Here is a 24,366-nt window from a genome sequence, read left to right on the forward strand (position 1 = left end):
CGTGGCTGCAAACCTTCGCCGTCTGGTGGAATCGATGCCAAAGTTAACACGACGGTGTTGGGGAGTCGGCCGTGCTATCGTCGGTGGATGGTTTCGTGCAGCGTACGCGCTTCCTCCCACCCCTGAAGGGGTGGGTTTCCGCGCTGTATCTGTATGAACGGGTCCGTCGGGTCGCGGCTGGCCGCACTGGTCGTGGCGCTCGGCGTCGCACTCGGCCTCCTGTGGCTCGGCGCGTGGCTCCTCGACGTCGTGCTGGGCCCGTTCACCCCGCTCCTGACCGCCATCGTGGTCGCCGCGCTGGTGCTGCTCGTCCTCGGGCGGGACGACGGGTGAGCATCGCCCGGACCCCCGGTGTCGCGGCCGGCACCGGGTCGGGCCGGGAGAACGGCTCTCACACCGGTACGTACGGCCACTACCCTTTTGCGCCGCCGGGCGACAGTTTCGACGGTGATGCTCGATAGAGCCGACCTCGACGTGGAAGGGCTGCTGAAGATCATCCTGGCACTGGTCATCGTCTACATCCTGGTGAACCTCGCGTTCGACCTCATCGAGTTCGCTCTCGCCCCGCTGCTCGGGCCGCTGACCAACCTCATCGGGCTGGTCATCGTCGTCCTCATCGTCCTCTACTTCATGGACTACGTCTGACCGGTCCGCTCTCGATACGCTCTTCTTGCCGCGCTCGCTATGGCGGCCAGTGCCAGCGTACAGCCTGAACGTCCCCGTCCCGGCGGACGTGTCCCGCCTCGCGGCCGGACTGGCCGCCGAATGTCGGACCGCCGAGCCCCGCGAACGGCATACGATGGTCCTGAAGCGGCTCGGCGAGGCCGCGGACTACCGCCGACTGATCGGCGAGGCCCGGGACCTGCTGGCGGGGACCGGGCCCATCCCGGCCCGCGCGGCCGGCGTCGAGACGTTCGAGGCCCCGCCGAGCGGCCGCGCCCCGGTCGCCTACCTCGCCGTCGACTCACCGGGACTGCTGGCGGTCCACGAGCGCTGTTGTGACATCGTCGACCCGTTCGGCGAGGTGCTGGAGGGCGACGAGTACGTCCCCCACGTCACCATCGCCCGCGGCGGCGACGCCGGCCGGCTGGCCGGCCGCGACGCCGGCCCGGTCGACTGGGAGATCGACCGCATCGACGTCTGGGACGCCTACCACGAGACCGTCGTCGAGTCCGTCTCGCTGACGGGATCGTCGGGATAGTCGAGTAATATCCGAGATATCCGCCCGCTCCGAACCGTTCGGCTCGTATCTCGGCTCCGCCGCAGACATCACGGACGTTCGGCGCCTGTCGCCTGTGTCGACGCACCCGCCCGCAGGTCCCGTCGGCCCCCTGCACGCGGGCTGGCCCCGGCCCGCTCACGGACACTCTTAGGTGGCGACCGGACGCAGGCCGGAGCGATGGAGCATACCGATATCGACGACGTGCGCCAGGACCCACATCCGATGGGCGTCAACCGTGACCGGCGGCCGGTCACCGACGCGCTGGGGGCCGAGGACGTGACCGTGGTCCGGTACGAACTCGCCCCGGGCGAGCAGTTCTCGGGCGGCCTCCACACCCACCACGACCAGGAGGAGGTCTTCTACGTCCTGGCGGGGACCGCCACCTTCGACATCGGGCCGGAGCCCGAGCCGGACCACGCCGAGGGACACGCCGACGGGCGGCCGGAGACGGAGACCGTCGCGGTCGGGGCCGGCGAGGCCGTCCGGTTCCCGCCGGGGCAGTTCCAGTGTGGCCGGAACGAGTCCGACGGGCCGGTCGTCGGGCTCGCCATCGCGGCGCCGGGCAGCCGGCACGACTGGGCGGCGCTGGAGTCGTTCGCCCCCTGCGGCGAGTGTGACGAACTGACCAGCCACGGGGTGCAGGAGCCGGACGACGGGATGACCGTCTACTGCAACGAATGCGGCACGGAGCTGGACGTCGCCTGAAGTCGGAAGACACGTACCGGACACCCCCGGAGCCTGTGACGTGACACAGGAGGGCGCCGAGCCGGGGATGGAGACGGCGGGCACGGAGTCCCCCGTCACTGTGGGAAGCGACAGCGACACGATGGGGAGCCGCGAGTCGTTCCTCGCCGGCGTCCGGGCCGTCGCGCCGATCATCGTCGGCATCGTCCCGTTCGGGCTGGTGGCGGGCGCGGCCGCGGTCAACGCCGGGCTGACGCTGCTGGACGCCGTCGGGCTGTCGGTGGTCGTCTTCGCCGGGGCCTCGCAGCTCGCGGCCATCGGCCTGTTCGGCGACGGCGCGCCGCTGGCGCTCGTCGTCGTGACGGTGCTGGTCATCAACCTCCGGCTGGTGATGTACAGCGCCAGCATCGCGCCCGAACTCCTCGACGAGCCGCGCCGCTGGCGGGCGCTGTCGGCGTACCTGCTGACCGACCAGGCGTACGCCCTGTCGGTGACGCGGTTCGAGCGCGAGCCGGGGACGAGCCGGCGCTCGTTCTACCTCGGCGCGGCGGCGCCGCTCTGGGCCGCCTGGCAGGTGTGCACCGTCATCGGCGCGGTCGTCGGGGCGCGGGTACCGCCGTGGCTGCCGCTTGACTTCGCCGTGCCGCTCACCTTCCTCGCGCTGCTGGTGCCCGCGGTCAAGGGCCGGGCGACCGCCGCGGCCGCGGCGGTCGGCGGCGGACTGGCGACGGTCGGGGTCGGGCTCCCGCTGGAGGCCGGGCTGATGGTCGGCGCCGTCGCGGGCGTGCTGGCGGGCCTGCTCACCGAGGCGGTCGTCGGTCCCGACGCGGTCGGGGCCGGCGAGGACGAGCCGGGGGGTGGGCACGCGTGAGCACCCCGCCCGGGTCGCGGGTGTGGCTCGCCATCGTCGTCGCCGGTGTCGGCACCTTCCTGCTGCGGGCCTCCTTCCTGTTCCTGTTCGAGCGGGTCGGCGGCGCCCCCCCGCGGCTGGAGCGCGCGCTGCGGTACGTCCCGGCGGCGGTGCTGGCGGCGCTGGTGGTCCCGGCGCTCGCGGCCCCGGACGGGGTCCCTACCGTCGTCGGGAACGACCGACTCCTCGCCGGGGCGCTCGCCGCGCTCGTCGCCTGGCGGACCGAGAGCGTCCTCGCCACCATCGTCGCCGGGATGGTCGCGCTGGTGGCGCTCGGGGCGGTCGGCGGCGCGCTGTAACCGTTTTCGGTTATCGAAACGAATTTTGCAATGTCTGGTGGTTACTTGTCCCCCGCCGTCGAAGGGCAGTTATGCGCTCTACGCTCAGGGGGCTGGTCACCCGACGGCCCCACCAGGCGCTTTCACGGGCCGTCGTGAAGACGGTCTGCTACCGTGCGGTGATGGTCTGCATCACGGTCCTCGTCGCCTACGTCGTCGTCGGTGACGTCTCCTCGGCACTCAGCATCGGCTTCGTAACGAATCTGGTGAAGACCGCGACCTACTACGGCTACGAGCGGCTCTGGGACCACATCGCATGGGGGGTCTGACCCGGTCGCCACGCCGCGAACCCCGTGCCGCCCGCCGCGCGGCACGGCTCCCTACAACGGGTCCCGCTCGATGACGACGCGGACGGTCCGGCCGTATAGAATCGTCACCGCACAGCCCTGGAACTCGAACTCCACGGAGGAAGGCCAGCCGCCCCTGGCGGCCTCGCTTCGGAACAGGCCGTATAGGTTCTCGACGTCAATGAACTCGAAGAGCGGGGGTCTTCGGACAGCTCCGACCACGCCTCGATAGCCGTCCCCACGGTCGAGGTGACGGCGTCGACCATGCTGACCGGACGGTCGAACTCCCTGACCACCTCGGTGTCCGACGTCCATCCGCGCGTTCGCTGCGGGGCCGACTCCCGTGGTTTGCTCATACGTCGTCTAGCGGCGCCGCCGGGCTATGTACTATGCCTCTGCTGTTCGGCCCGTCCCCAGAGATACCGATGCACATCGGTTGGGAACGCCGACCGGGCCGGCAGCGGCGCGAGCTACGCACGGTCGGCAGGTCCGGCCACGAAGCCGAGGGTCGTCAGGCCAGTCCGGAGAGGAGGAGGAACACGGCGGCCAGCACGAGCGCGACGTACAGCCACAGAGCCGCGTGGTGAGCGGCGGAAACCCGCCTCATCGGCGCCTCCCGGTCCCCCGGGACCCACGCTTCGCCCGGTCGGTAATCGACATGCCACATCTAATGGCGGACACGACAAGGCACGTACTGGTATCTATATCGCAACTGCTTGGCGCCCACCGATAGGCATCGGGTCGGGGGCGGTGGGGCCGTCGAGTCGTGGCGACCGAACGGCGGGTGCCCCGCCCCGACGGCTACGAGAACAGTTCCTCCAGAAGCTTGCGCTCCGCCGTCCGGAGATGCTGGCTGAGCGTCGACTGCGCGATGCCGAGCTCCGCCGCGACGGTGTCCGCGTCGGCGCTGCGGGGCCAGTCGAAGTAGCCCGCGTGGAAGGCCGTCTGTAGCGTCTCCCGCTGTCGGTCGGTCAGGCGGGCGTCGACGGTCGCGGCGACCGTCGGGTCGGACTGCCAGTCGACGGACCGATACCGTTTGGCCACCAGTTCGACGCCGTCGATGGCGTCGGTGACGGCCGCCACGTACTCGCGGACCCCGACCTCGTACGGGAGCTGCACCGTCACGGTCACGGCTTCGGAGTCGGGACGAACCGCGACGTCCTGGAGTGCGGCACCGTGGCTGACGAGCCGCCGGATCGGCGACTCCGACCCCACCGTCACGGTACAGGTGATGCCCGTCGTATCATTGCGAAGGACCGACACGCCGGGCCGCTCACGGACCTGCGCCTCGACCCGGTCGCGGTCGCGGTCGGCATCGACCTCGAGGGTCACGAACACCATGCAGGTCCCGTCGTCGTGGTGCGAGATGTCAGTGACGGACGTCGGAGCGTCGACCTCGGTCGCGAACCGCGAGAGCGCCGACTCCGCGTCGACGAGGAAGGTGAGCTCCGTCGACCCGCCGGAGAGGAGGGCGTCCCGCTGTCGGATCGCCCCGATGGCGTGCCCGATGGTCACGCCGAGTTCCGCCAGCGCGTCGACCTCGTCCTCGACCATCCCCTGTGGGCGGTCGAGATGCACTTCGATCGCGCCGAAGCGCGTGGACTCGTGGACGACCGGGACGGCGACGATGCTGTTCGTGCCCCCTCTCAGCCCCCGGTCGCGCCACCAGGCGCCGGCGTCGGCGGTCACGAGGTCCGCCACGGAGACCGGCGACCGCGACTCGTACGCCTGCCGTGCGGGGGTCGGCGGGGCCGACTCGTCCGGGCCCGTCCCGTCGACCTCCGACCCCGCCGGTGGAACGGTGGAGAGGTAGTCGTCGATGTCACCCGCTGAAGCCCGACGGACGGTCCGGTCGGTCGGGAGGTCGACGTCGGCGACCCAGGCGCCGTTGACCCGGTCGATGCGGAGGAGGCGGCGACAGACCTCCGTCTCGACCTCCGCGTGGCTGTCCGCGCCCACCACCGCCGGGGTGATGGACCGGATGAGCCGGTTGATGCGGTCCAGCCGCGAGAGCCGCTCGTTCTGCTGCTCCAGTTCCCGGTCGCGGTCCCGGAGGTTCCGCGTCCGGGCGATCTGTTCGAGCGCCTGGCGCGTGTTCGCGGCCCACGTCTCCGCGAGGGTCCGTCTCGTATCGGAGAGCGACCCCCGGGTCGTCGCCACGAGGAACACCCCCTGCCGGCCGAGCGGACAGAGCGTCCAGTCGGCGAACGCCTCGTCGAGCCAGCCGCCGGACCCGCGCTCCCGGTCGCTCCCGGCGTCGACGCGTTCCGTCCGGTCGGCGAACGCCGTCCAGACCGGGTCGTCGCCCCCGGAGAGCGTCGGCAGGGTCGGGTCCGCGTCCGAACCGGCCGGGCCGCGGGCCGCCGGGGCGAGGTCGCCGGTGCCCCGGTCCCGCGTGAACACCGCCGCGTACGGGAACTCCAGGTCGTCCGTCGCGGTCGTCACCGCCCGCTCGGCGACGGCGGCGGCCGTCTCCGCGGCCATCAGCTCCCGCGTCGCGCGGTGGAGCGTCCGGAGGTACCGCTCGCGCCTGTACCGGCCGGTGATGTCGTGGTAGTGTTCGACCCGACCGCCCGCGTACAGCCCGGTCTCGATCGGTGCGCCCCGGTACTCCAGCCAGCGCTCCGACCGCTCCCCGTCCGCCGGGACGTGGACCGTGGCCTCGAGTTCGCGCTCGCGGTCCGCCAGTCCGGTCCGGATCAGCGACGCCAGCGACTCGTCCCCGGCCTCGACGTCCCGGAGCTGCTCCCCCGCGACCGCGGCGTACTGGCGGCCCCGGACGTCGCTCCGGTCGACCCCGAGGAGCCGCTCCGTCGCCTCGTTGGCCTACACGACGGACCCGTCGGCGTCGACCACGACCGTCGCCTCCCGTGACCCGTCGAGTACGTCCTCCGTGAGCGACTCGTACCGTCGCTCGCTCGTCCGTTCGGCGGCCGTCCGCTGGAGGCGCTCGACGGCGGCGCGGAAGTCCTCCTCCGGGAGGTCGACCAGCAGCGTCTCGACCTCGGTCTGGACGGTCTCGAGGCGGTCGGTGAGCGAGCGGTACTCCTCGCTGGCCTCCAGCACCGCCGGCGGTTTCACCGCCTCGAGCGCGTCCTGTCGCTCGATGAGCGAGAACAGCTCCTGCAGCTTCTCGTCGTACTCCGCACGGGTCAGTGTCCGGTCGATGGTGTCCCGCAGTGCCGCGTCGTCGACCGGCTTCTCCACGTACGCGTCGAACCCCATCTGGACGATGTCGAGGTCCGGCGTGACCGCCGAGACCATCACGACCTGGGGGTCGAAATCGGAGGCCCGGATGGCCTCGAGGACTTCGCTCCCGGAGAGGCCGGGCATCATCCGGTCCAGCAACACCACGTCGACGCTCCCGTCCAGCCGTTCGAGGGCCCCGCGCCCGTCGTAGGCCGTCTCCACCTCGTACGTCCCGCGGAGCCGGTCGGCGAACAGGTCGGCGAGGTCCCGGTCGTCCTCGACCACCAGTATCCGGGCCCGGGGCGACTGTACGGCGGTCATTCGGTCGGCTCGACGGGGGTGGTCGTCCGGGGTCGCCGGTCGGTCGGCAGTCGGAGACGCACCGTCGTCCCGTCGGCCGTCGACTCGACCGACACCTCGCCGCCCGCCTGCGTGACGATCATCCGGACCATCCACAGGCCGAGGCCCTGTCCGTGGTTCAACGGCGTCTCCTCCCCGTTCTCGAGCACGTCCGCCTCCATCTCGGGCATCCCCGGCCCGTCGTCGCGGACGACGACCTCGGCCCAGCCGTCGGTGGGGCCGGTCAGGGCGACCTCGACGGTGGCGTCCCCCCTGGCCTCGACCGCGTTCCGTACCAGTTCGGCGACTGCCTTGCCGAGCGTCGCGGGGGCCCGTATCCAGTCGTCCGGTACCTCCGTCAGGACCGTCGCGTCGTCATGGGCCTCGCGGACCGGGTCGACGGCGTCCGCGATCAGTGAATCGGTCGCTGTCGTGGTTTCCCGGCTGTTCGCGGGCCGGAGGATGCGGCGCATCTCCCGCATCCTCTCGCTCATCCCCTCCCACTTGTCCAGGATCTCCTCGACGGTTTCGAGGTGTTCGGCCCGTCGCTCGGCGTCCGGCTCCTCGCACATGGCCTGCGTCCAGGCGCGGAGTTTCATGAGGTCGTTGCGGATGTTGTGACGCATCACGCGCTGCAGGACCTGCAGGTGGCGTCGCTGTCGTTGCTGGGCGGTGATGTCGCGTCCCTCGACGATCAGCAGGCTGACGTTCCCGTCCTCGTCGTGGACCGGTTTCGCCGAGAAGTCGATCGTCGCGAGCCCGTCGGCGCCGCGGACCTCGGCCTCGTACCGGACGAACTCCCCGGCAACGGCCCGGGTCACCGCGTCGCGGACCGTCTCCCGTTCGGCATCCGAGTGGTCCCACCACGCGAGGTCGGCGATGTGTTCGCCGGCGACCGACTCGCGGTCGCCGGCGCCGAACTCGAGGGCGGTGTCGTTCACCTCCAGGACCGTCCCGTCGGGGCGCAGCAGGCCAGTGGCCTGGAAGGTCCTGTTGAAGATGCCCTCGAACCGCCGGGCACGCTGCTTCCGCGCCGTCACGTTGCGGAGGTAGACCAGCACCCCGTCGATGGCGTCGTCGTCGAGCATGTTCCGACACCGACCCTCGACGTTGAACCAGCCTCCGTCCGGGGACCTGAGCCGGCACTCGGCCGTGGCACTCTCGGCCCCCTCGACGCATGCGAAGAACGTCTCCATCGCCCGCTCCCGTCCGTCCGGGTGGACGTAGTCGAAGAGGTTCTCGCCGACGAGCGCGTCCGGGTCGTAGTCGAACACCCGCTCCGCCGAGCCGCTGACGTACGTGACCGTCCCGTCCGGGTCGACGATGGTCACGACGTCCTCGGACTCCTCGACGAACCGCTCGGTCCGGCGCCGCTGGCGCCGTTGCTCGGTCATGTCGTGGACGACCTTCGCGTAGCCGCGGGACGCCCCGTCCTCGCTCTCGAGCGAGGCGTACCGCACGTCGGCGTAGAACCGCGACCCGTCGGCCCTGACGCGCCACCCCTCGTGGCTGGCCTCGCCGGCGATTCGGGTCTGCTGCAGCAACCGGTCGGTGAGCCCCGATGCCCGGTCCGACTCCGGGTGGAACGCCGCCACCGACATCCCGACGGCGGTCTCGGCGTCGTACCCGTAGAGCTCCTCCGCGCCGGCGTTCCAGGTCCGGATGTCGCCGTCCTCGTCGACGGTCAGGAAGGCGTACTCGTCGACGCTCTCGGGCGGAACCGCTCGCGCTCCTCGTACAGTTCCCGTTCACGCCGCGCCTCGTCGGTGACGTCCTGTGCCAGCAACAGCCCGGCGGCGTCGGTCGAGTCCCCGTCCCCGGTGTCGGTCGGGACGATGTGGACCCGGATGGTCCGGTCGCCGAGCGTCACGCGCCGGTCCGTCCGCTCGCCGCGCAGTGCCGCTTCGAACCGCGGGACGAGTTCGTGCTCGGCGTCTGCGGCGAGCGTTCCGACCGCTGCCCCGACGACGTCGGATTCCTCGACGCCGAACGCCGACAGCAGTTCGCCCGCCGCCAGTTCGTACCGCAGGTCGTCGTCGAACGTGAGGACGGCCCCGTTCGGGATGTTCCGCGCGAGGGTGCGGTACTGGCGGCGGCTCTCCGAGACGGCCCGCTCCTTCTCCTTGCGGTCGGTGATGTCCGTCACGACCGCGAGCACCTCGACCGGGGTCCCGTCCTCGTCACACCTCGGGGTCGCCCGGGACCGCAGCCACAGCGTCTCGCCCGCCCCGGTTCGCACCCGGTACTCGGCGGTCACCAGCTCCCCGGTCTCCAGCATCTCCTCGGTCGCCCGTCGCGCCCGCTCCCTGTCGGCCGGGTGGATGACCGTCTCGAACAGCTCCTCCGCCGTCCCGACCTCCCGACCGACGAGGTCGCGGAACGTACGGTTCAGTGTCAGCTCGTCCGTCTCGACGTCCCAGTCGATGATTCCGGTGTTCGTCGCCGACAGCGTCAGTTCGAGCCGCTCCTGCTGCCGGCGCAGCTCCTCGTGGGCGTCCCTGCGCTCGATCTCGTAGCCGATCCACCGGCCGAGCAGGCTGATGAACGACCGCTCGAACTCCTCGAGCGCCGACGCCCGCGACGCCTCCGAGGCGAAGCAGATCGTCCCGTACGGTTCGTCGTCGGCGGCCACGGTGCCGCCGACGTACGTCTCGAGGCCGAACCGCTCGTACGCCGAATCGGTCACGAGGTCGCTCTCGGCGGCGTCGGTGAGCGCCAGGACGTCGTCGCGGTCGATGGTCCGCTAGCAGTACGACTCCGAGAGCGGGCTCGAGTCGCCCGGCTGGAGGCGGTCGTGCGAGCCGACGGCGTCGACGATCGTCTGGGTCCCGGCCGCGGACCCGGCGTCCCTCTCGACCCGGGTCAGGAAGCCGTGCGGCAGGTCCAGATAGTCACTCCCCGCCGCCAGCAGCCCGGAGATCTTCTCCTCGAGCCCCGTCCCCGGGTCGGTCGTCACCTCGTAGACCTGCCGGAGGAGCTCGACCCGGGCACGGGCCTCCCGCTCGCGCTCCTTCCGCTCCGAGATATCCACGAACAGCGCGCTCGTCCCGTCGGTCCCGTCCTGGCGAGGGACCGCACGCAGAAGCGTCTGCACCGACTCGCCGTTCGCCCCGACCAGTTCGCGCTCGCTCAACTCGAACTCCCCCTCGAGCGCGCGGTCGTACCCCTGCTCTCGGAGTTCCGCCGCGGAGTCGGCGCTGTAGATGTCGGCGAGCGGCCGTCCCTCGACCGCCCCGCGGTCGTATCCCAGCCGCTCTAGGAGCCGGTCGTTGCAGGACTCGACGACCGCCTCGCCGTCGACCTCGCGGGTCTCGACGAACAGCAGCGGCCCCTCGTTCAGGAACTGTCGCAGCCACCGGGCTCGCTCCTTGCGCTCGGTGACGTCCTGCTGGATGCCGATGTAGTTGACCAGGTCACCGTCGTCGTCGTACACCGGCGTGACGGCGATGCGGGCCCAGTACGGGGTCCCGTCCTGCCGGACGTTGCGCAGTTCGAGCGAGACCGGCTCCTCGGCGTCGATCGCCTCGCGGAGCCGGGCGGTCTGCTGGGGGTCGGCCGCCTCGCCCTGGAGGAAGCGCGGGTTCCGGCCGAGTACGTCCTCGCTCGCGAACCCGGTCATCCGCTCGAACCCGTCGTTGACGTACACCAGCGGGTTGCCCTCCCGCGTCGGGTCGGTGATCTGGATGCCGACGGTGGCCTCGTCCATCGCTCGCTCCTTCAGTTCGAGTTCCCGTTCGCGGGCCTTGCGTTCGGTCTCGTCGCGCACCGTACAGACCAGCCGCCCGTCCTCGACGATGGTCAGGGAGAGTTCGGCGGGGAAGGTCGACCCGTCCGGTCGGCTGCCGGTCACCATCCCGCGCCAGTACCCCTCGGACTCCAGCGCCGGGAACGCCTCCGCCTCCAGCCGCGCTATCTCCGCGTCGTCGTACAGCGCCCGCCAGGTGTTCCCCAGCAACTGTGCCTTGTCCTCGAAGCCGTACATGTCGACGTGGGTCCGGTCGACGTAGACGTACTCGTCGCCCTCTAAGATCGCCACGCCGTCGGCGGCCTCCTCGACGGCCCGCTGGAACGACTCCAGTCGCTGCCGGCGCTCCTTGCGAGCGGTGATGTCGCGCAGGACGCCCGCGGTGCCGCGGAACTCCTCGTCGCCGATCAGCGCGAGCCGGTTCTCCACGACGCTGCGGTCCCCGTCCCTCGTTCGCAGTTCGAACTCGGCGGTCGTCGAGCGCTCGTCCCCGGCGAGGAGGTCCTCGATCTGCTCACGGACCCGGTCGACGTCCGCCGCGTCCATGCCGACCGAGACGTGTTTCCCGAGGACCTCCTCGCTGTAGCCGAACTCCCGCTCCGCCGCCGCGTTGAGGAAGGTGAGGCGTCCCTCGGTGTCGAGCGCGTACACCGGGTCGCCGACGGCCTCGAGGATGGTCTCGTACCGCTCCAGCTGGTCGAACCGGCGGCGGCGTTCGATCTCCGTCCCGACCCACTCCGCGACCAGCGTGACGAACTCCCGCTCCACCGGGCGGAACGGCGCCGTGCGGGGGGTCGCCATCGAGAAGTTCACCGTTCCGTACGTCTCGTCTCCCACGACCACCGGCGCCGCGATGTACGCACCGATGCTCCCGGCTGCCGGGTGGTCCCGGTGCTCGGTGTCCGCGACGTCCGCGAACGCCAGCGGCTCCGTCCGGCTCCCGCCGAGCGTCGCCTCGCACATCGTCCGTTCGAGGCCGTACGTCGCACCGACCTCGTGGGTCCCGGTCGCGTCGACCACGGCCTCGGCCTCGTAGTCGCCGCCGTCGATCCGCGCGAGGATACCGGTATCGAGGTCGAAGTACTCGCAGCCGAGCGACAGCAGTCGCTCGACGGTCTCGTCGAACGCACCCGGGGCGACCGTGAGTTCGTTCAGCCGGCGGAGCGCGGCTGCGTCGTCCGTCGCTCCGGCGGCCGAGTGCGGGGCCGCCCTCTGCCGGTCGGTCCGGCGCAGCGCGGGTTCGATGTTCGCCGCGATCCCCTCGACGACCGTCAGCGCCGCCTCGTCGAAGCCGCCGGACTCGCGCGTCCCCAGACGCAGGAGCCACCGGTCGCCGACGGGGGCCCAGCGCCTCCGCACTGATCGACTCGCAGGGGCCGCCGTCGACCGTCGCCTCGGGAACGGCGTCGGTCGGGGCGCCGCTCGTGCGGTCACGGACCCGCTCGACCACCGACGCCGGGACCCCGTCCGCGGGACCGGTCGGTCGGTAGGCGGTCGGATCCGACGACTCCAGGGTGATGAACGCGTCGGAGCCGGGGTCGTACCTGCAGACCGACACCGCCGGCCGGTCGAACGCCGTTTCAGCCACCTCGACCGCGCGAGCGACGGCCGCCTCGACCGTCCCCGCGTGGGTGAGCCTGGCCGAGAGCGAGAGGAGGGCCCCGGGGGATCGGTCGTGCGAATGCGTACTGGACATTGAATCAGTTACACCGAGTAGGGGCAAGTATGCTTCGTCCGTCTGCACGACCTGATACCACTCCGCCGCTTGCCGGCTCCGACGGCGCCCGGCACGGTCGTCCGACGGCTCGAACCGTTCCCGAGACCGCTCGCCTCCCGTCCGAACGGCGAACCGCGCATCGACGGCAGCGGCGGCCGGAACCACCCTGGGCGCACGGGTCGATACGCACGTTCGGAACGGACAGCCCATCGGTCACCCAGGAGGGTGCCGGGTCACGCACGCCCCCAAATGTCACTGCGGATGATGTACCGACTCTAGTCACGACAGGACGCGCCGCTTTCCGGACGCATGAACCTGTACCCGTTCCGTATCGGAGGGGCACGTTCGGATACCGATATCAATCGGGGCGGCCCGGCGCCGGCGGATTCCCTCGGACCACCGTTCCCGAGCACGGCCCGCGAGGGGGAATGGCGGCCTCGGTCCACGCCGTCGTCCGAGCCGTCGGTTCAGTCGAGCACCGGGTCATCGTCCCGAGGGCGGTAGCGGTGACACATCCCCTCGGCGGGCCCGTCGGGTCGCTCGACCGGTGACGGGTACGGCTCGAACCCGAACCGCTCGTAGAACGCGACCAGTCCCTCGCGACAGGTCAGCGAGAGGAACACGTCGTCCAGGTCCGGGTGGGAGACGACGGCGTCCAGCAGTTCCGTGCCCACCCCCTGCCCGCGGTGTGGCTCGGCGACGACCACGTCGTAGCATTTCGCGTAGTAGACGCCGTCGCCGACGACGCGGGCGGCCGCGACGAGGTCGCCGTCGTCCCGGACGCCCAGCGCGACCATCGTCTGCCGGAGCGCCGCCCGGACATCCGCGGCGGAGCGGTCCGCCCACCAGTCGTACGCCTCGTAGAGGGCCGCGAGCTCGGCGGCGGCGTCGGGCCCGAGTTCGACCGTCTCCATGCGAGGGCGTCCGACCACGGGGAATAAATCGGTATCGTCGGAGCGCGGCAGCATCAGCTACGCACCCGGCTCGGGCATGCCCCTGTTTCGCATGGAACGCACCGTGTTTAAGACGCCGCTCCGACACCTACAGGTATGAGTGATACCGACGACGGCGGTGGCCAGGAACTCGGCATCACCGAGTCCAAGGCCCACAAGCCCGGCGAGTGGTACGCCGAGGTCGTCCAGAAGGCCGAACTCGCGGACTACGCCCCCATGGGCGGGTTCATCGTCACCCGGCCGCGCGGCTACGCCATCTGGGAGCGCATCAAGGACCACCTCGACGGCTGGTTCAAGTCGAGTGGCGTCCAGAACAGCTACTTCCCGATGTTCATCCCCGAGTCCTACCTCGAACGGGAGAAGGACATCGTCGAGGGGTTCGACCCGGAGGTGGCGTGGGTGTCCGAGGCCGGCCACGAGGAGTTAGAGGAGCGGCTGGCCGTCCGCCCGACCAGCGAGTCCATCATCACCCCGTTCATCGCGAGGTGGGTCCGGTCGCATCGGGACCTCCCGATGCGGCTGAACCAGTGGTGCTCGGTCGTCCGGTGGGAGGCCACCGACACGAAGCCGTTCTTCCGGACGAAGGAGTTCCTCTGGCAGGAGGGCCACACCGCCCACGCCGACGAGGACGGCGCCTGGACGGAGACGATGGCCCGGCTGGGTCAGTACGAGCGCCTCTACGAGGAGGTCATGGCCATCCCCGGGCTGACCGGGCGCAAGCCCGAGCACGACAAGTTCCCCGGCGCCCACACCACGACGACCATCGAGGCGCTGATGCCCGACGGGAAGAGCGTCCAGGCCGGCACTTCCCACTACCTCGGCACCTCCTTCGCGGAGGCGTTCGACATCACCTACGCCGACGTCGACGAGGCCGAACGCACCGCCCACACCACCTCCTGGGGGCTCTCCTGGCGCGCGATGGGCGCGCTCATCATGACCCACTCCGACGACCAGGGGCTCGTGCTCCCGCCCGCGCTCGCCCCCGAACAGGTCGTCATCGTCCCCATCTGGCAGGAGGACACCGAGGACGAGGTGCTGGAGTACAGCGCCGACCTCGCCGCCGACCTCGACGACGAGTTCCGCGTCCACCTCGACGACCGCGACGAGCGCAACCCCGGCTTCAAATACAACGAGTGGGAGCTGAAGGGCGTCCCGCTCCGCATCGAGATCGGTCCCAACGAGGTCGCGGACGGCGAGGTCACGATGGTCCACCGCCCCGACGGCGAGAGCGAGGTCGCCGACCGGGACGCAGCCGTCGACGCCGTCGGCGAGGCACTGGACACCGTCTACGCCAAGCTCTACGCCGCCGCCGAGGCGACCCTGGAGGAGAACATCCGCGAGGCCCACGGCCGCGACGAGATCCTCGGCACGCTCGGCCAACACGGCGGCTACGTGAGGACCGGCTGGTGCGGCGACGAGGGCTGCGAGACCGAGATCAAGGACCAGATCGCCGCCGAGATCGTCATGCTGCCGCTCGACCGCGACGAGGCGCCGGTCCACGACACCTGTGGCGTCTGTGGCGAGCCGGCCGCGGACACGGCGTACTTCGCGAAGAACTACTAAGGAGCTCTTCCGCGAGCTTTTTTCCCGCTCGGGTGTCCTCTGCTGGCGGCTTCGCCGCCAGCCTGCGGGCACCACTCGCGGCAAAAAACGGTCAGAGAAAAAGCCGCTGGCTCCCTCCGGTCGCCAGCGGTGAAACGCGCGCCTCCGGCGCGCGTATGCACTGGATAAAGAGTTATTTATTGCCCGAAACAAATAGTTGAATCCGAATTTGAATATATAATATCGCGTATTTTCAGTATATAACTGTACTGCATCCGCGAGAGCGGAGCGAGCGTGGTTCTCCGCTCCGAGCGCCGTCAGGCGCGAGGAGCGGCCTCTTTTCTGAACGTTTTTTACGCCGGGTGGCTCCCGCAGCGGCGCCTACGGCGCCGCGAGGAAGCCCGAGGCGTAAAAAAGCTCGTGTCAGTCGTCGGCCGGCGTCGCGCCGCCGCTGCCGGAGACGTTCACGTCGGGGACGGTGCCGTCCTCGTTCCAGCCGCGCAGGTCGTAGTAGTTGGTGAGCTCGTCCTCGAGTCCCTCCATCTCGTAGGGGAGGTCGTTGTCGTCGGCACGGTCGAAGCCGCGCCTGGAGTTGAAATGCCGCTCCAGTTCGACGACCCGGCTACCCAGCTCCATCAGCTCCGCCCAGGAGGCGTCGAACAGGGCCTCGTAGCGCTCGTGGTCGAAGCTGGAGGCGGCGAACTTGCAGAGCACCCCCGAGTCGTGGACGGCGTTCTTGTTCTCCTGTTCGATGAGGTGCTCGGACTTGCCCGCGACGCCCTCCTTGTCCAGGGCCTCGTTCGGGGCGACCAGCGGGTACTCCAACTGGTACATCTCGGCGTACATGTGGTCGGCGCCGCGGTTGGCGGTGGCGAAGGAGAGGGCCTGCCCGTTCAGCGCGCGGCCGTCGTGGGCGGCGAACTCCATCCCCTTCATGCTCCAGTTCTCGACGCCGAGCTCGTCGTGGACCCGGTCGATACCCTCGGCGAGCCGGTCGCCGATGCCCTCGCGATGGGCGATCCGCTCGACGGTCTCGACCATCAGCTCATCGTTGCCGAACTCGCCCTCGCTCTTGAGGTAGGCCGAGACGACGTCACCGCAGGAGATGGTGTCCAGCCCCAGCTCGTCGCAGGCCCGGTTGGCCTCCATGATGGCGACGAAGTCGTCGTTGTCGGCGTTGGAGCCGAACGACATCATCGTCTCGTACTCCGGCCCCTCCGTGACGATGCCGGACGCCTCGTCCTTGGTGGGGAGCTTGCAGGCGAACGCACAGGACGAGCAGGTCCCCTTCTTGTACTTGTGCTCCATGACGGCGCCCGACCCGATCTGGTCGAGATGCTCGTAGGACCGGTCCTCGAAGTAGCGGGTCGGCAGCGCGTTCACCGCGTTCGCGTAGTCCGAGACGGAGACGGTCCCGGCGTCCTTCATCGGGCTGCCGGAGGTGGAGGCCTCCTTGTGGATCTCGGCGCCCAGCTCCTCGTTCAGCTCGATCTCGGGCGCGGAGTCGCCGTCGAAGGTGAGGAACTTCACGTTCTTGGCCCCGAGGACGGCGCCCAGCCCGCCGCGGCCGAAGGCGCGGGACTCGCTGGTGATGATGTTCGCGAACCGGACGCCGTTCTCGCCGGCGGGGCCGACGATGGCGGTGTGGCCCTCGTCCAGCCCGTGTGCGTCCTCGATATGCTCCAGCGTCTCGCTCGTGGTCGCACCCGCCAGCTCGTCGACGGCCTCGAACTCGACGCCCTCGTCGGTGACGTGGACGCCGACGAGGTCGTCGCTGGCGCCCGCGATCTCGACGGCGGCGTTCCCCGTGGCGGCGAACGGCCGGGACATGTAGCCCCCGGCGTTCGAGGAGAGGAGCCCGTCGGTCAGCGGCGAGAGGCCGGTGCAGGACATCCGGCCGGTGAAGGAGGTGTTCGAGGTCTGGAGCGGGCCGATCGCGAAGACGAGCCGGTTCTCCGGCCCGAGCGGGTCGGCGTCGAACGGGATGCGGTCGTGGGCGAGCTTGGTGCCGACGCCGCGGCCCCCCATGAACGTCTCGTTCACCTCGGCGATCGACTCCGTCTCGGCCGTCCGCTCCCCGACGTCGATACTGAGGAGTGGGCCACGATTGTGAATCATCGTTTCAGGGGTGCGGTCCCGCGGTCATAAAACGTGCGCCGCGGAAGCCGGGTCGGTTCATGCCAACTGTGGGTCGGGCTACTCGTCGGGGTGGCAGAACCGCATCGCCTCGCGCACGGCGTCGCGGTTCCCGATGAGGGTGATGCGGTCGCCCTGCTCCAGAACGAACTCGGCGTCGGGCACCCGGGTGTCGCCGTCCCGGGCGACCAGCGCGATGAGGACGCCGCCCGGGAGCTCCGGACCCACGTCCTGGACGGTCCGGCCGACCATCCGGTCGGCGGTGATCTCGATCTCCTGGACGTCGCCGGTCCGGCCGAGCTCGCCCATCCACTGGGAGAGCGCCGGCCGCTCGATGGCGTTGTCCATCGCCTGGGCCGTGGCGACGGCCGAGGAGATGGTCCGGACCCCGAGGTCCTCGAACGCCTCGACGTTGCCCGGGTTGTTCGCCCGGGCCATCACCGTCTCGATCTCGAACTTGCTTTTCGCGAGCTGTGCTATGAGGAGGTTGGCGTCGTCGTCGCCGGTGGCGGCGACGAGGATGCGGCAGTTGTCGGCGCCGGCGGCCTGGAGGACCTCCGTGTCCGTCCCGTCGCCGATGTGGACCGTGTGGCCCTCGTTGCGCGCCGTCTCGACTACGTCCTCGTCGACCTCCACGAGGACGACGTTCTCCCCTCTGTCTTCGAGGCGGTCGGCCAGGGTTCGGCCCACCTGGCCGCCGCCGACTACGATTACACGCATTGGTATCACCTCGAGGAACTCCGCGATTTTCCGGGCGGGGCCGCCCTCGAGCACGACCGTCGCCAGGATGACCAGGAACACCGTACCGACCAGCAGCGTCGAGCCGCTCGCGAGCGTCGCGGCCTCGGCACACAGCTCCGTCGTCGCGCCGGCGGGCGGGCTGGTACAGACCGTCCCGGCCTCGGCGCCGCCGCCGGCGAGTTCGGCCGCCTCCGCCCGCAGCGTGGCGGCCTCCGATTCGAGTTCGACCGCGAACAGCGTCGCCACGGACGCGGGGATGATCCCCCGCGGGCCGACGAAGCTCATGAAGACCCGCTCCCCGAAGGTGAACCGGTCGCCGACCGTCGAGATGAAGACCAGCGCCGGCCGGATGACCAGCGCCACCGCGACCACCACGAGGATGCCGCCCACCCCGAGCCGGAGCAGGTCCTCGAACCGGAGCAAGGCGGCCAGCGCGATGAAGACGAACGAGAGCACCAGCAGCGTGACGTCGCCCTTGAACTCGGAGATGTCCTCCTCGTAGGGGACGTCCAGATTGCCGAGCACGATGCCGGCGACGGCGACCGCAGCGACGCCGGCCTCGGAGAAGACGAAGTCGGCGGCCGCGAACGCCACCAGCGCCCCTGCAAGCACCAGTAGCCGGGCGTTCTGCGGGGCGTTCCCCGGCGACAGGTCCACGTACTGGAGCGCGTAGTAGAGCACCACGGCCACCACCGTCCCGATGACCATCCCTGTCCCCAGTCGCTCGATGAACAGGCGGAGGAACTCCGCGGGGGTCGACCCGCCGGTGACGATGACCTCGAAGACGACGACCGCGAGGATGGCGGCGGTCACGTCGTTGACGATGCCCTCCGTCTCGAGGGCCGCCTCCACCCGGTCGCGGACGGGGACGACCTCCATGATGGGCGTGATGACGGTCGGGCCCGTCGCCACCAGCAGCGCGCCGATGAGGAAGGCGAACTCCCAGGAGGTGTCGGCGAAGGCGAACCGGACGACGACCGCCGTCCCGACCAGTGCGATGACGGCACCGATGGTGACGAGCCGGGTGGTCGCCGCCGGCGTCTCCCGGAACTTCTGCAGCCGGAGATGGAACGCCCCCTCGAAGACGATGATGGCGACCGCGAGGCCGACGATGGAGGGTAGCGCCCCGCCGAACGTCGACCGGGTCACCAGCCCCAGCCCCTCGGGACCCAGGGCGATGCCCGCGCCGATGAGGAAGATGATGCTGGGTACCTCGAAGCGGTCGGCGAGTACCTGTGCGACCACGCCGATGCCGATGATGGACGCGACGAGGTAGAGCCCAGTGTTCGTGCCGGCTGCCATACGCATTGCTCGACACCCGGAGGTTGGTTAAGTCCCGTGACTTGCGCCCGGGCGACGACGGGGTGGGCTACGCCGTCCCCGCCTCGCGGCGGTCGAGGTAGCCAAGCACCCCCCGGACGTTCACCCTGGTCTCGGCGTGGGCCTTCCGCTCGCTCCACACCGCGTCCATCCCCGTGCGCCCGACGACGGCCTCGTCGTCCGCGGGGTCGATGCGGGCCTCGGCGATAGCCTCCACCCGGTCCGTGAGGGTGTCCGCGTACTCGACGAGCCGGTCGCCGGCCGGCACCGGGCCGAAGTGCCCGTAACAGATGGTCTCCGGGCCCATGCGCTGGAGCAGGCGCACGTCCTCGATACAGCCCTCGAAGTCGAGGTCGGCGGGCGGCGAGGTCGGCTCGATGCGCTCCATCCGGGGGACGTAGATGCCGGCCGCGTCGGCCGCGAACACCGCCTCGGCGGCGTCGTCGTGGAACACCAGCTGGTGGGGCGCGTGCCCGGGCGCCTCGTAGGCGTCCAGCCGGCAGTCGCCCAGGTCCACCTCGCTCCCGTCGACTAGCTGGGTCAGGCGGCTGTCGGGGGCCGGCACCGGCTCGACGTAGTAGTCGATCCGCTCGCCTACCGCCGCCCTCGTGCCCGCCCACAGCCGCTCGGGGTCGACGAGATGGCGGGCCCCCGCTCGTGGACCAGCACCGCCGCGTTCGGGCACGCCGTCGCCAGGCAGCCCGCCCCGCCCGCGTGGTCGAGGTGGACGTGGGTCGGGAGCAGCAGCTCCAGCTCCTCGCGGGCGATACCGATCTCGTCGAGTGCGTCGAGCAGGAGGTCGCGGTCGGTGCCGATGCCCGTGTCGATCATCGCCGGGCGCTCGGTGTCGTCGATGTAGACCGCGCCGTAGTTCGGGGTGTCGTACATCCCCGTGTCGACGTAGTAGCAGTCCGGGACCGTCTCGACGGGGGCGACGTCACCGATGGCCATGCCCGAAGGCGGGCCGGGCTCCGTCTCAGTTCGGTCGCTGGGCGCGTGCCGAGCCGCACACGAGCTCGGGACACGCCGCCGTGGACCCCCCGAGCGCGTCAGTCCTCGGTCTCGGTCGTCCGGTCGTCGTCACTTTCCTCGTCGTCGGTGTCGTCATCGTCCTCCACCCCGTCGTCGTCCGTTTCGGTCTCCTCATCCTCCACCCCGTCGTCGTCCGTCTCGGTCTCCTCATCCTCCGCCTCCTCTCCATCCTCGGTCTCCTCGCCCTCCATCTCGTCGTCATCCGTCTCGGTCTCCTCGTCTTCCGTCCCGTCGTCATCCGCCTCGGTCTCCTCGTCTTCCGTCCCGTCATCGTCCGCCTCCTCACCGACATGGTCGCCATCGCCCTCGTGCTCGCTCTCGACGAGGGTCAGCGTCCCGTTGTCGACCCGGTACTCGAGCTCGGCCTCGAACTCGCCCTTGACGAGCTCCAGCTCCAGCTCCTCGGTGTCGTCGGCGAGGGCGAAGCTCGTGGCCCCGCCGGCGTCGGTCGTCCCGACCGCCTCGTCGTTGGCGTACACCGTCGCGTTCCGGACCGGGCTCCCGTCGTAGTCGACGGTGACGGTCACGGTTCCGTCGTCGAGGCTGGCACTCGTCGCGAGCATGCGGACGGCCTCGGAGCGCTCCTCGCCGCCGAGGTCGAACTCCAGTTCGCCCTCGTCGCCGGCGGTCAGCTCGACCTCGCCGCCGGCGGGGAGGGTCACGTCGAGCGTGCCGTTCGCGTCCGTCGTCCCGACCGGCTCGCCGTTCAGCAGGACCGTCACGTCCGTCGCGGGCTCGCCGTCGGCCAGCGCCCGCACCGTGATGGTCTCGTTGGCACCGACGTCGCCCGAGGTGACCAGCAGCGCCAGTTCGCGCTCCTCGCCGTCATCCTCCTCCTCCTCGTCCTCCGGCTCCGCCTCGTTGGCCTCGTCCTCGTCGTCCGTCCGTTCGATCTCCTCCTCCAGCGAGAAGACCTCGCCGGAGGAGCCGTCGACGGCGACCGTCGCCGCGCCGGTCGAGCCGTTCGCGTCCAGGGTGAAGCTGAACCGGTAGGCGCCGTTGCCGCGGTCGACGGCGGCGCTCTGCAGGGTCCAGCTCCCGTTCGTCTCGGAGAGGGACTCACGGGCGGTCGCCAGCGCGTCGGACTGGTCCACCGTCAGCGAGCGGTCGCGGTCGCGGGGGCGCTCGAACTCGCGGGAGCGCTCCCCGTCCTCGCGCTCGACGCTGACCGAGAGCCCGTTGGCCGTCTCGACCTCGACCTCACCGCGGGTCTCGCCGGTGAACCGCTGGAGCAGGGCGTCCGTCCCCGGGCCGGAGACGTTGTCCAGACTCCGGACGGTCTCGCGGACCGCGCTCCCGTTGTAGCCGACGGCCTCCAGCTCCAGCGCCGAGACGGCGCCGGCGCGCTCCTGTAGCCGGTCGTAGCCGTTCACGACGGAGTTCGCGCGGGCGTTCAGCGTGGCCAGCCGCTGGGCGTACTGGTCACGCGTGAGTTCGCCCTCGCGGTAGGCCTCGGTGGCCTCGCGGTAGTCCTCGCTGATGGCCCGGGCCCGCTCGCGGAGCGCCTCGGCACGCTCGGCGATGGCCTCGGCACGGGCCTCCTCGTCCGCGGACTCGTACTCGATCTCGAACGCGGTCTCGTTCACCTCGGCGTCGACCTCCGACTCGGTGACCGCGAGCACCGTCGACAGCTGTGCGCCCGCGGTGACGTTCACCGTCGAGTTGCCGGACTGCTGTGTCGCCGCGTCCGTCGCGCCGACCGCGCTCTGCCCGCCCGTGACCGCCGCAGCGGCGCCGGCGGGCAGCGCGAGCCCGACGGCCACCAGCAGCGTCACGAGCAGTCGTGTAGCGTCTCTCATACACCCCACCCTTCCGCCGGAGCCCACATCAAGCCGGCAGACGCTCCCGACCCTTCGTGGCCGTTCCGGACGTTTGCAGACGTTTGCAGCGACCGCAAGCGCCCCGATAGCCACAGGAGAACCCGTAATGCCCTCTGGTAATACCGCGGTCGGCCACGCCGCTTTTGTCCCTCACTGGAGTACGGGAAGGCGATGCCGACTGGTCGCGCGCTGGGCTGGTTCATGCTCGTTGCAGTTGTGTCGGCGGCCGGCCCCGGTGCCGTTGTGCCGGCCGCCCCCGGGTCGGCCGGGCAGGCGACCACCGAAACGGTCGGAACGGCCGACGCGGCGGGGGTGGTCGATGCTCGGGCGACCGCCCAGGACCAGCCCGCGGCCGACGGGACCGTCACGCGGGTCCGGGTGTACGCCAACGGGAGCGCGCGCTGGACGGTCCGGACCCGGACGCGACTATCGAACGACTCGGCGGTCGAGGCCTACCGGCGGTTCCAGGACCGGTTCCGGAACGACACCGCGCGCTATCTGGACCCGTTCCGCCAGCGCATCCGCGGAACGGTCGCGAACGCCGAGAACGCGACCGGCCGGTCGATGACCGCGACCGGCTTCGCCGCCTCGACGAGCGTCCGGCAGCTCCCGCGCCGGTTCGGCGTCGTCACCTACTCGTTCACCTGGCGCGGGTTCGCGCGGCCGACGGCCGACGGCGTGGCCGCCGGCGATGTCTTCGTCGGCGGGTTCCTGCTGTCCTCGGGTGATACCCTGACGCTCGTCGCGCCGGCCGGCTACACGGTCGCTCGCGCCGAGCCGGCGCCGGACCGCAGCGACGGCGGCCGCCTCACCTGGCAGGGCCCGCGTTCGTTCGCCGACCGCCGCCCGGAGGCGGCGTTCGTACCGGGGGCGACCGACGGCGGGGCGGCGGGTGACGGGGTGGTGAACGACGCCGGCGGGGCCGACGGGGTCCCGTGGTACTACCCCGTCAGCGGGCTCGCGCTCCTCGCGGGCGCCCTCCTCGCCGCGGGCCTGGCCTACCGCCGTCGGGGCGCGTCCGAGGCGGAAGCGACGACCGGCGGGGACGCCGGCGCGGCCAGTGCCGTCCCGGACGAGCCACTCAGCGACGCCGACCGGGTCCGGAAGCGGCTGGCCGAGGCCGACGGCCGGATGAGACAGCAGCAGGTCGCCGAGGCGTTCGGCTGGTCGGCCTCGAAGACCTCCCGCACGCTGTCGGACATGGAGGACGAGGGCGTCATCGAGCGGGTCCGTATCGGCCGGGAGAACGTGGTCCGACTGACGGACGAGGAGTGAGCGGACGTGGCCATCGGACCTCCCGCGGTGACGATAGCGGGTGCGACGACGGGAGTCCCTTCGGAGCCCTCGCGCGCTTGCCCTTCGGGTCCATCAGGAGCGTGGCCCGTGGAGGCGCACTGTGGCCCTGCCCGTCCTCGGGTCGCGAGAGTTCGCGGGCCACTCAGCACGCGCGCTCGGCCCGTGGACCATCGGCCGGCCGGTGCGGAGAGCGCGCGAGCGCGGAGAGGTGTGTGGACGCCCTGCCCGGTCGGACCCCCCGCGAGCAGACGCTCGACGGGGAACAGGGGCCCTGACGGAATCGAAGGGTGTGCGGGTTCGGTCCCTGATGAGGCAAGCACTACAGCGAACAGCGCGAGTGAGGAGCGCAGCGAGGCCCGGAGTCGAGAGCGCGAGGGCTTCGTAGCCGACCTCATCGGCTCCGGCGGAGCCGATGGAATAATGCGGCCTATTACTGTATCATGTCTGTCATAAGGCACATACCGGGGACTCTCGTCCGATGTTACCCTTATATCCTCACTCGTCCTCGTACTCCAGCGCGACGCCGTTGATGCAGAACCGCTTGCCGGTCGGGTCGGGGCCGTCGTCGAAGACGTGGCCGAGGTGGCCGTCACACTCGGCACAGACGACCTCCGTGCGGACCATCCCGTGGCTGCGGTCCTCGCGGAGTTCGACGGCCCCCTCGTTGGCGTCGTAGAAGGAGGGCCAACCCGTGCCGGAGCCGAACTTGGTATCGCCGTCGAACAGCTCGGCGCCACAGCCCGCACAGTCGAAGCTGCCGTCGCCCTTCACATCCAGCAGGTCGCTGGAGAACTTCGGTTCGGTGCCCTGTTCCCGGAGGACACGGTACTCCTCCTCGGTGAGGACCTCGCGCCACTCCTCGTCGGTTTCGGGCAGGTCCCGGGTATCTGACTCGCTCATACCTCCAGTTGGTGTTGCGGCCTTTTGCCCGTTTCCCCCGCACGCGGTCCGGGCGGGCAGGCACGAGTCGGGGGCGACACGAGCCGACGGGCCGATACCGCGACCGTGTTCGCAGGGAGCGATCCACGAACGCCCAGTTCCGGCCCGGAGGCGACAGGCGTTCCGGGAGGGAGTCACACACCGTCGACCCCTCCG

General features: G+C 70.7%; 21 protein-coding genes and 1 pseudogene. 10 read left to right on the forward strand and 12 right to left on the reverse strand.

The features are described 5' to 3' along the window. Window positions 1-153 precede the first annotated feature (153 nt). From DP107_RS10680 to DP107_RS10710, 7 genes are all read left to right on the forward strand, one after another. Window positions 154-333 carry a hypothetical protein gene (locus DP107_RS10680; protein ID WP_144262157.1) on the forward strand — a complete coding sequence of 60 codons (180 nt, stop codon included), beginning with the start codon at window positions 154-156 and terminating at the stop codon, window positions 331-333. 117 nt (window positions 334-450) lie between these two features. After that, window positions 451-645: a DUF7554 family protein gene (locus DP107_RS10685; protein WP_144262158.1), complete on the forward strand. Its 195-nt coding sequence runs from the start codon at window positions 451-453 to the stop codon at window positions 643-645. A gap of 49 nt (window positions 646-694) precedes the next feature. Continuing rightward, window positions 695-1,201 (forward strand): 2'-5' RNA ligase family protein, encoded by a 507-nt coding sequence (locus tag DP107_RS10690; protein WP_144262159.1) that lies wholly within the window; start codon window positions 695-697, stop codon window positions 1,199-1,201. A 198-nt stretch (window positions 1,202-1,399) separates the two neighbouring features. Beyond that, complete coding sequence (locus tag DP107_RS10695) at window positions 1,400-1,927, forward strand: cupin domain-containing protein (protein WP_144262160.1); 528 nt, start codon at window positions 1,400-1,402, stop codon at window positions 1,925-1,927. Window positions 1,928-2,048: 121 nt separating this feature from the next. Continuing rightward, complete coding sequence (locus DP107_RS10700) at window positions 2,049-2,777, forward strand: AzlC family ABC transporter permease (RefSeq protein WP_144262319.1); 729 nt, start codon at window positions 2,049-2,051, stop codon at window positions 2,775-2,777. Beyond that, complete coding sequence (locus tag DP107_RS10705) at window positions 2,774-3,115, forward strand: AzlD domain-containing protein (protein WP_144262161.1); 342 nt, start codon at window positions 2,774-2,776, stop codon at window positions 3,113-3,115. Before DP107_RS10700 ends, DP107_RS10705 begins: the two co-directional genes overlap by 4 nt. Before the next feature lie 71 nt (window positions 3,116-3,186). After that, window positions 3,187-3,423, forward strand: a complete 237-nt coding sequence (locus tag DP107_RS10710; protein ID WP_144262162.1) for a DUF2061 domain-containing protein — start codon at window positions 3,187-3,189, stop codon at window positions 3,421-3,423. Window positions 3,424-3,474: 51 nt separating this feature from the next. On the opposite strand, the gene DP107_RS10715 is transcribed toward DP107_RS10710, so the two are convergent. Further along, a complete protein-coding gene (locus tag DP107_RS10715) occupies window positions 3,475-3,663 on the reverse strand; it encodes a HalOD1 output domain-containing protein (protein ID WP_144262163.1) in 189 nt (62 codons plus the stop codon). A gap of 579 nt (window positions 3,664-4,242) precedes the next feature. Then, window positions 4,243-5,925 (reverse strand): helix-turn-helix domain-containing protein, encoded by a 1,683-nt coding sequence (locus DP107_RS10720; RefSeq protein WP_144262164.1) that lies wholly within the window; start codon window positions 5,923-5,925, stop codon window positions 4,243-4,245. Window positions 5,926-5,997: 72 nt separating this feature from the next. On the opposite strand from DP107_RS10720, the gene DP107_RS10725 reads away from it, so the two are divergent. Then, complete coding sequence (locus DP107_RS10725) at window positions 5,998-6,315, forward strand: hypothetical protein (protein WP_144262165.1); 318 nt, start codon at window positions 5,998-6,000, stop codon at window positions 6,313-6,315. Here DP107_RS10725 and DP107_RS10730 read toward each other — a convergent pair. The 5 genes from DP107_RS10730 to DP107_RS10750 all read right to left on the reverse strand — a co-directional run bounded on the left by DP107_RS10730 (window position 6,268) and on the right by DP107_RS10750 (window position 13,345). Next, the gene (locus tag DP107_RS10730) at window positions 6,268-6,951 is read right to left on the reverse strand and encodes a HalX domain-containing protein (RefSeq protein ID WP_144262166.1); all 684 of its coding nucleotides are present in this window, start codon (window positions 6,949-6,951) and stop codon (window positions 6,268-6,270) included. The two genes, DP107_RS10725 and DP107_RS10730, sit on opposite strands and share 48 nt — an antisense overlap. Next, entirely contained in the window at window positions 6,948-8,657 is a 1,710-nt protein-coding gene (locus DP107_RS10735; RefSeq protein WP_338072728.1) for a PAS domain S-box protein, read from the reverse strand. The genes DP107_RS10730 and DP107_RS10735 overlap by 4 nt, the downstream gene beginning before the upstream one ends. Next, complete coding sequence (locus DP107_RS10740; RefSeq protein WP_144262168.1) at window positions 8,654-9,655, reverse strand: PAS domain-containing protein; 1,002 nt, start codon at window positions 9,653-9,655, stop codon at window positions 8,654-8,656. The genes DP107_RS10735 and DP107_RS10740 overlap by 4 nt, the downstream gene beginning before the upstream one ends. A 57-nt stretch (window positions 9,656-9,712) precedes the next feature. Continuing rightward, complete coding sequence (locus tag DP107_RS10745) at window positions 9,713-12,073, reverse strand: PAS domain S-box protein (RefSeq protein ID WP_144262169.1); 2,361 nt, start codon at window positions 12,071-12,073, stop codon at window positions 9,713-9,715. An 825-nt stretch (window positions 12,074-12,898) separates the two neighbouring features. Then, entirely contained in the window at window positions 12,899-13,345 is a 447-nt protein-coding gene (locus tag DP107_RS10750; protein ID WP_144262170.1) for a GNAT family N-acetyltransferase, read from the reverse strand. Window positions 13,346-13,480: 135 nt separating this feature from the next. Here DP107_RS10750 and proS point away from each other — a divergent pair, with 135 nt between their 5' ends. Beyond that, the gene (gene proS / locus DP107_RS10755; protein ID WP_144262171.1) at window positions 13,481-14,947 is read left to right on the forward strand and encodes a proline--tRNA ligase; all 1,467 of its coding nucleotides are present in this window, start codon (window positions 13,481-13,483) and stop codon (window positions 14,945-14,947) included. Between the two features lie 402 nt (window positions 14,948-15,349). Here proS and DP107_RS10760 read toward each other — a convergent pair whose 3' ends face one another. The 4 genes and pseudogenes from DP107_RS10760 to DP107_RS10775 form a co-directional block, all read right to left on the reverse strand. Beyond that, window positions 15,350-17,044 carry an aldehyde ferredoxin oxidoreductase C-terminal domain-containing protein gene (locus DP107_RS10760; protein ID WP_144262172.1) on the reverse strand — a complete coding sequence of 565 codons (1,695 nt, stop codon included), beginning with the start codon at window positions 17,042-17,044 and terminating at the stop codon, window positions 15,350-15,352. A gap of 78 nt (window positions 17,045-17,122) precedes the next feature. Continuing rightward, complete coding sequence (locus tag DP107_RS10765) at window positions 17,123-19,111, reverse strand: NAD-binding protein (RefSeq protein WP_394348539.1); 1,989 nt, start codon at window positions 19,109-19,111, stop codon at window positions 17,123-17,125. A gap of 61 nt (window positions 19,112-19,172) precedes the next feature. Beyond that, window positions 19,173-20,074, reverse strand: a pseudogene (locus tag DP107_RS10770) (MBL fold metallo-hydrolase). 98 nt (window positions 20,075-20,172) lie between these two features. Further along, window positions 20,173-21,954, reverse strand: a complete 1,782-nt coding sequence (locus DP107_RS10775) for a hypothetical protein (RefSeq protein WP_144262174.1) — start codon at window positions 21,952-21,954, stop codon at window positions 20,173-20,175. A gap of 192 nt (window positions 21,955-22,146) precedes the next feature. Here DP107_RS10775 and DP107_RS10780 point away from each other — a divergent pair, with 192 nt between their 5' ends. Beyond that, window positions 22,147-23,250, forward strand: coding sequence for a helix-turn-helix transcriptional regulator (locus DP107_RS10780; protein WP_144262175.1), 1,104 nt, complete (start codon window positions 22,147-22,149; stop codon window positions 23,248-23,250). A 516-nt stretch (window positions 23,251-23,766) separates the two neighbouring features. Here DP107_RS10780 and msrB read toward each other — a convergent pair. Next, entirely contained in the window at window positions 23,767-24,171 is a 405-nt protein-coding gene (gene msrB, locus DP107_RS10785; RefSeq protein ID WP_144262176.1) for a peptide-methionine (R)-S-oxide reductase MsrB, read from the reverse strand. Window positions 24,172-24,366 lie beyond the last annotated feature (195 nt).

The sequence above is a fragment of the Haloglomus irregulare genome (assembly GCF_007421925.1).
Taxonomy (GTDB): domain Archaea; phylum Halobacteriota; class Halobacteria; order Halobacteriales; family Haloarculaceae; genus Haloglomus; species Haloglomus irregulare.

Coding starts and splice junctions, on each gene's coding strand:
- DP107_RS10680 (WP_144262157.1), top strand. CDS start 154: ATGAACGGGTCCGTCGGGTCGCGGCTGGCCGCACTGGTCGTGGCGCTC.
- DP107_RS10685 (WP_144262158.1), top strand. CDS start 451: ATGCTCGATAGAGCCGACCTCGACGTGGAAGGGCTGCTGAAGATCATC.
- DP107_RS10695 (WP_144262160.1), top strand. CDS start 1,400: ATGGAGCATACCGATATCGACGACGTGCGCCAGGACCCACATCCGATG.
- DP107_RS10700 (WP_144262319.1), top strand. CDS start 2,049: ATGGGGAGCCGCGAGTCGTTCCTCGCCGGCGTCCGGGCCGTCGCGCCG.
- DP107_RS10710 (WP_144262162.1), top strand. CDS start 3,187: ATGCGCTCTACGCTCAGGGGGCTGGTCACCCGACGGCCCCACCAGGCG.
- DP107_RS10720 (WP_144262164.1), bottom strand. CDS start 5,925: ATGGCCGCGGAGACGGCCGCCGCCGTCGCCGAGCGGGCGGTGACGACC.
- DP107_RS10730 (WP_144262166.1), bottom strand. CDS start 6,951: ATGACCGCCGTACAGTCGCCCCGGGCCCGGATACTGGTGGTCGAGGAC.
- DP107_RS10750 (WP_144262170.1), bottom strand. CDS start 13,345: ATGGAGACGGTCGAACTCGGGCCCGACGCCGCCGCCGAGCTCGCGGCC.
- proS (WP_144262171.1), top strand. CDS start 13,481: ATGAGTGATACCGACGACGGCGGTGGCCAGGAACTCGGCATCACCGAG.
- DP107_RS10760 (WP_144262172.1), bottom strand. CDS start 17,044: ATGATTCACAATCGTGGCCCACTCCTCAGTATCGACGTCGGGGAGCGG.
- DP107_RS10765 (WP_394348539.1), bottom strand. CDS start 19,111: ATGCGTATGGCAGCCGGCACGAACACTGGGCTCTACCTCGTCGCGTCC.
- DP107_RS10775 (WP_144262174.1), bottom strand. CDS start 21,954: ATGAGAGACGCTACACGACTGCTCGTGACGCTGCTGGTGGCCGTCGGG.
- DP107_RS10780 (WP_144262175.1), top strand. CDS start 22,147: ATGCCGACTGGTCGCGCGCTGGGCTGGTTCATGCTCGTTGCAGTTGTG.
- msrB (WP_144262176.1), bottom strand. CDS start 24,171: ATGAGCGAGTCAGATACCCGGGACCTGCCCGAAACCGACGAGGAGTGG.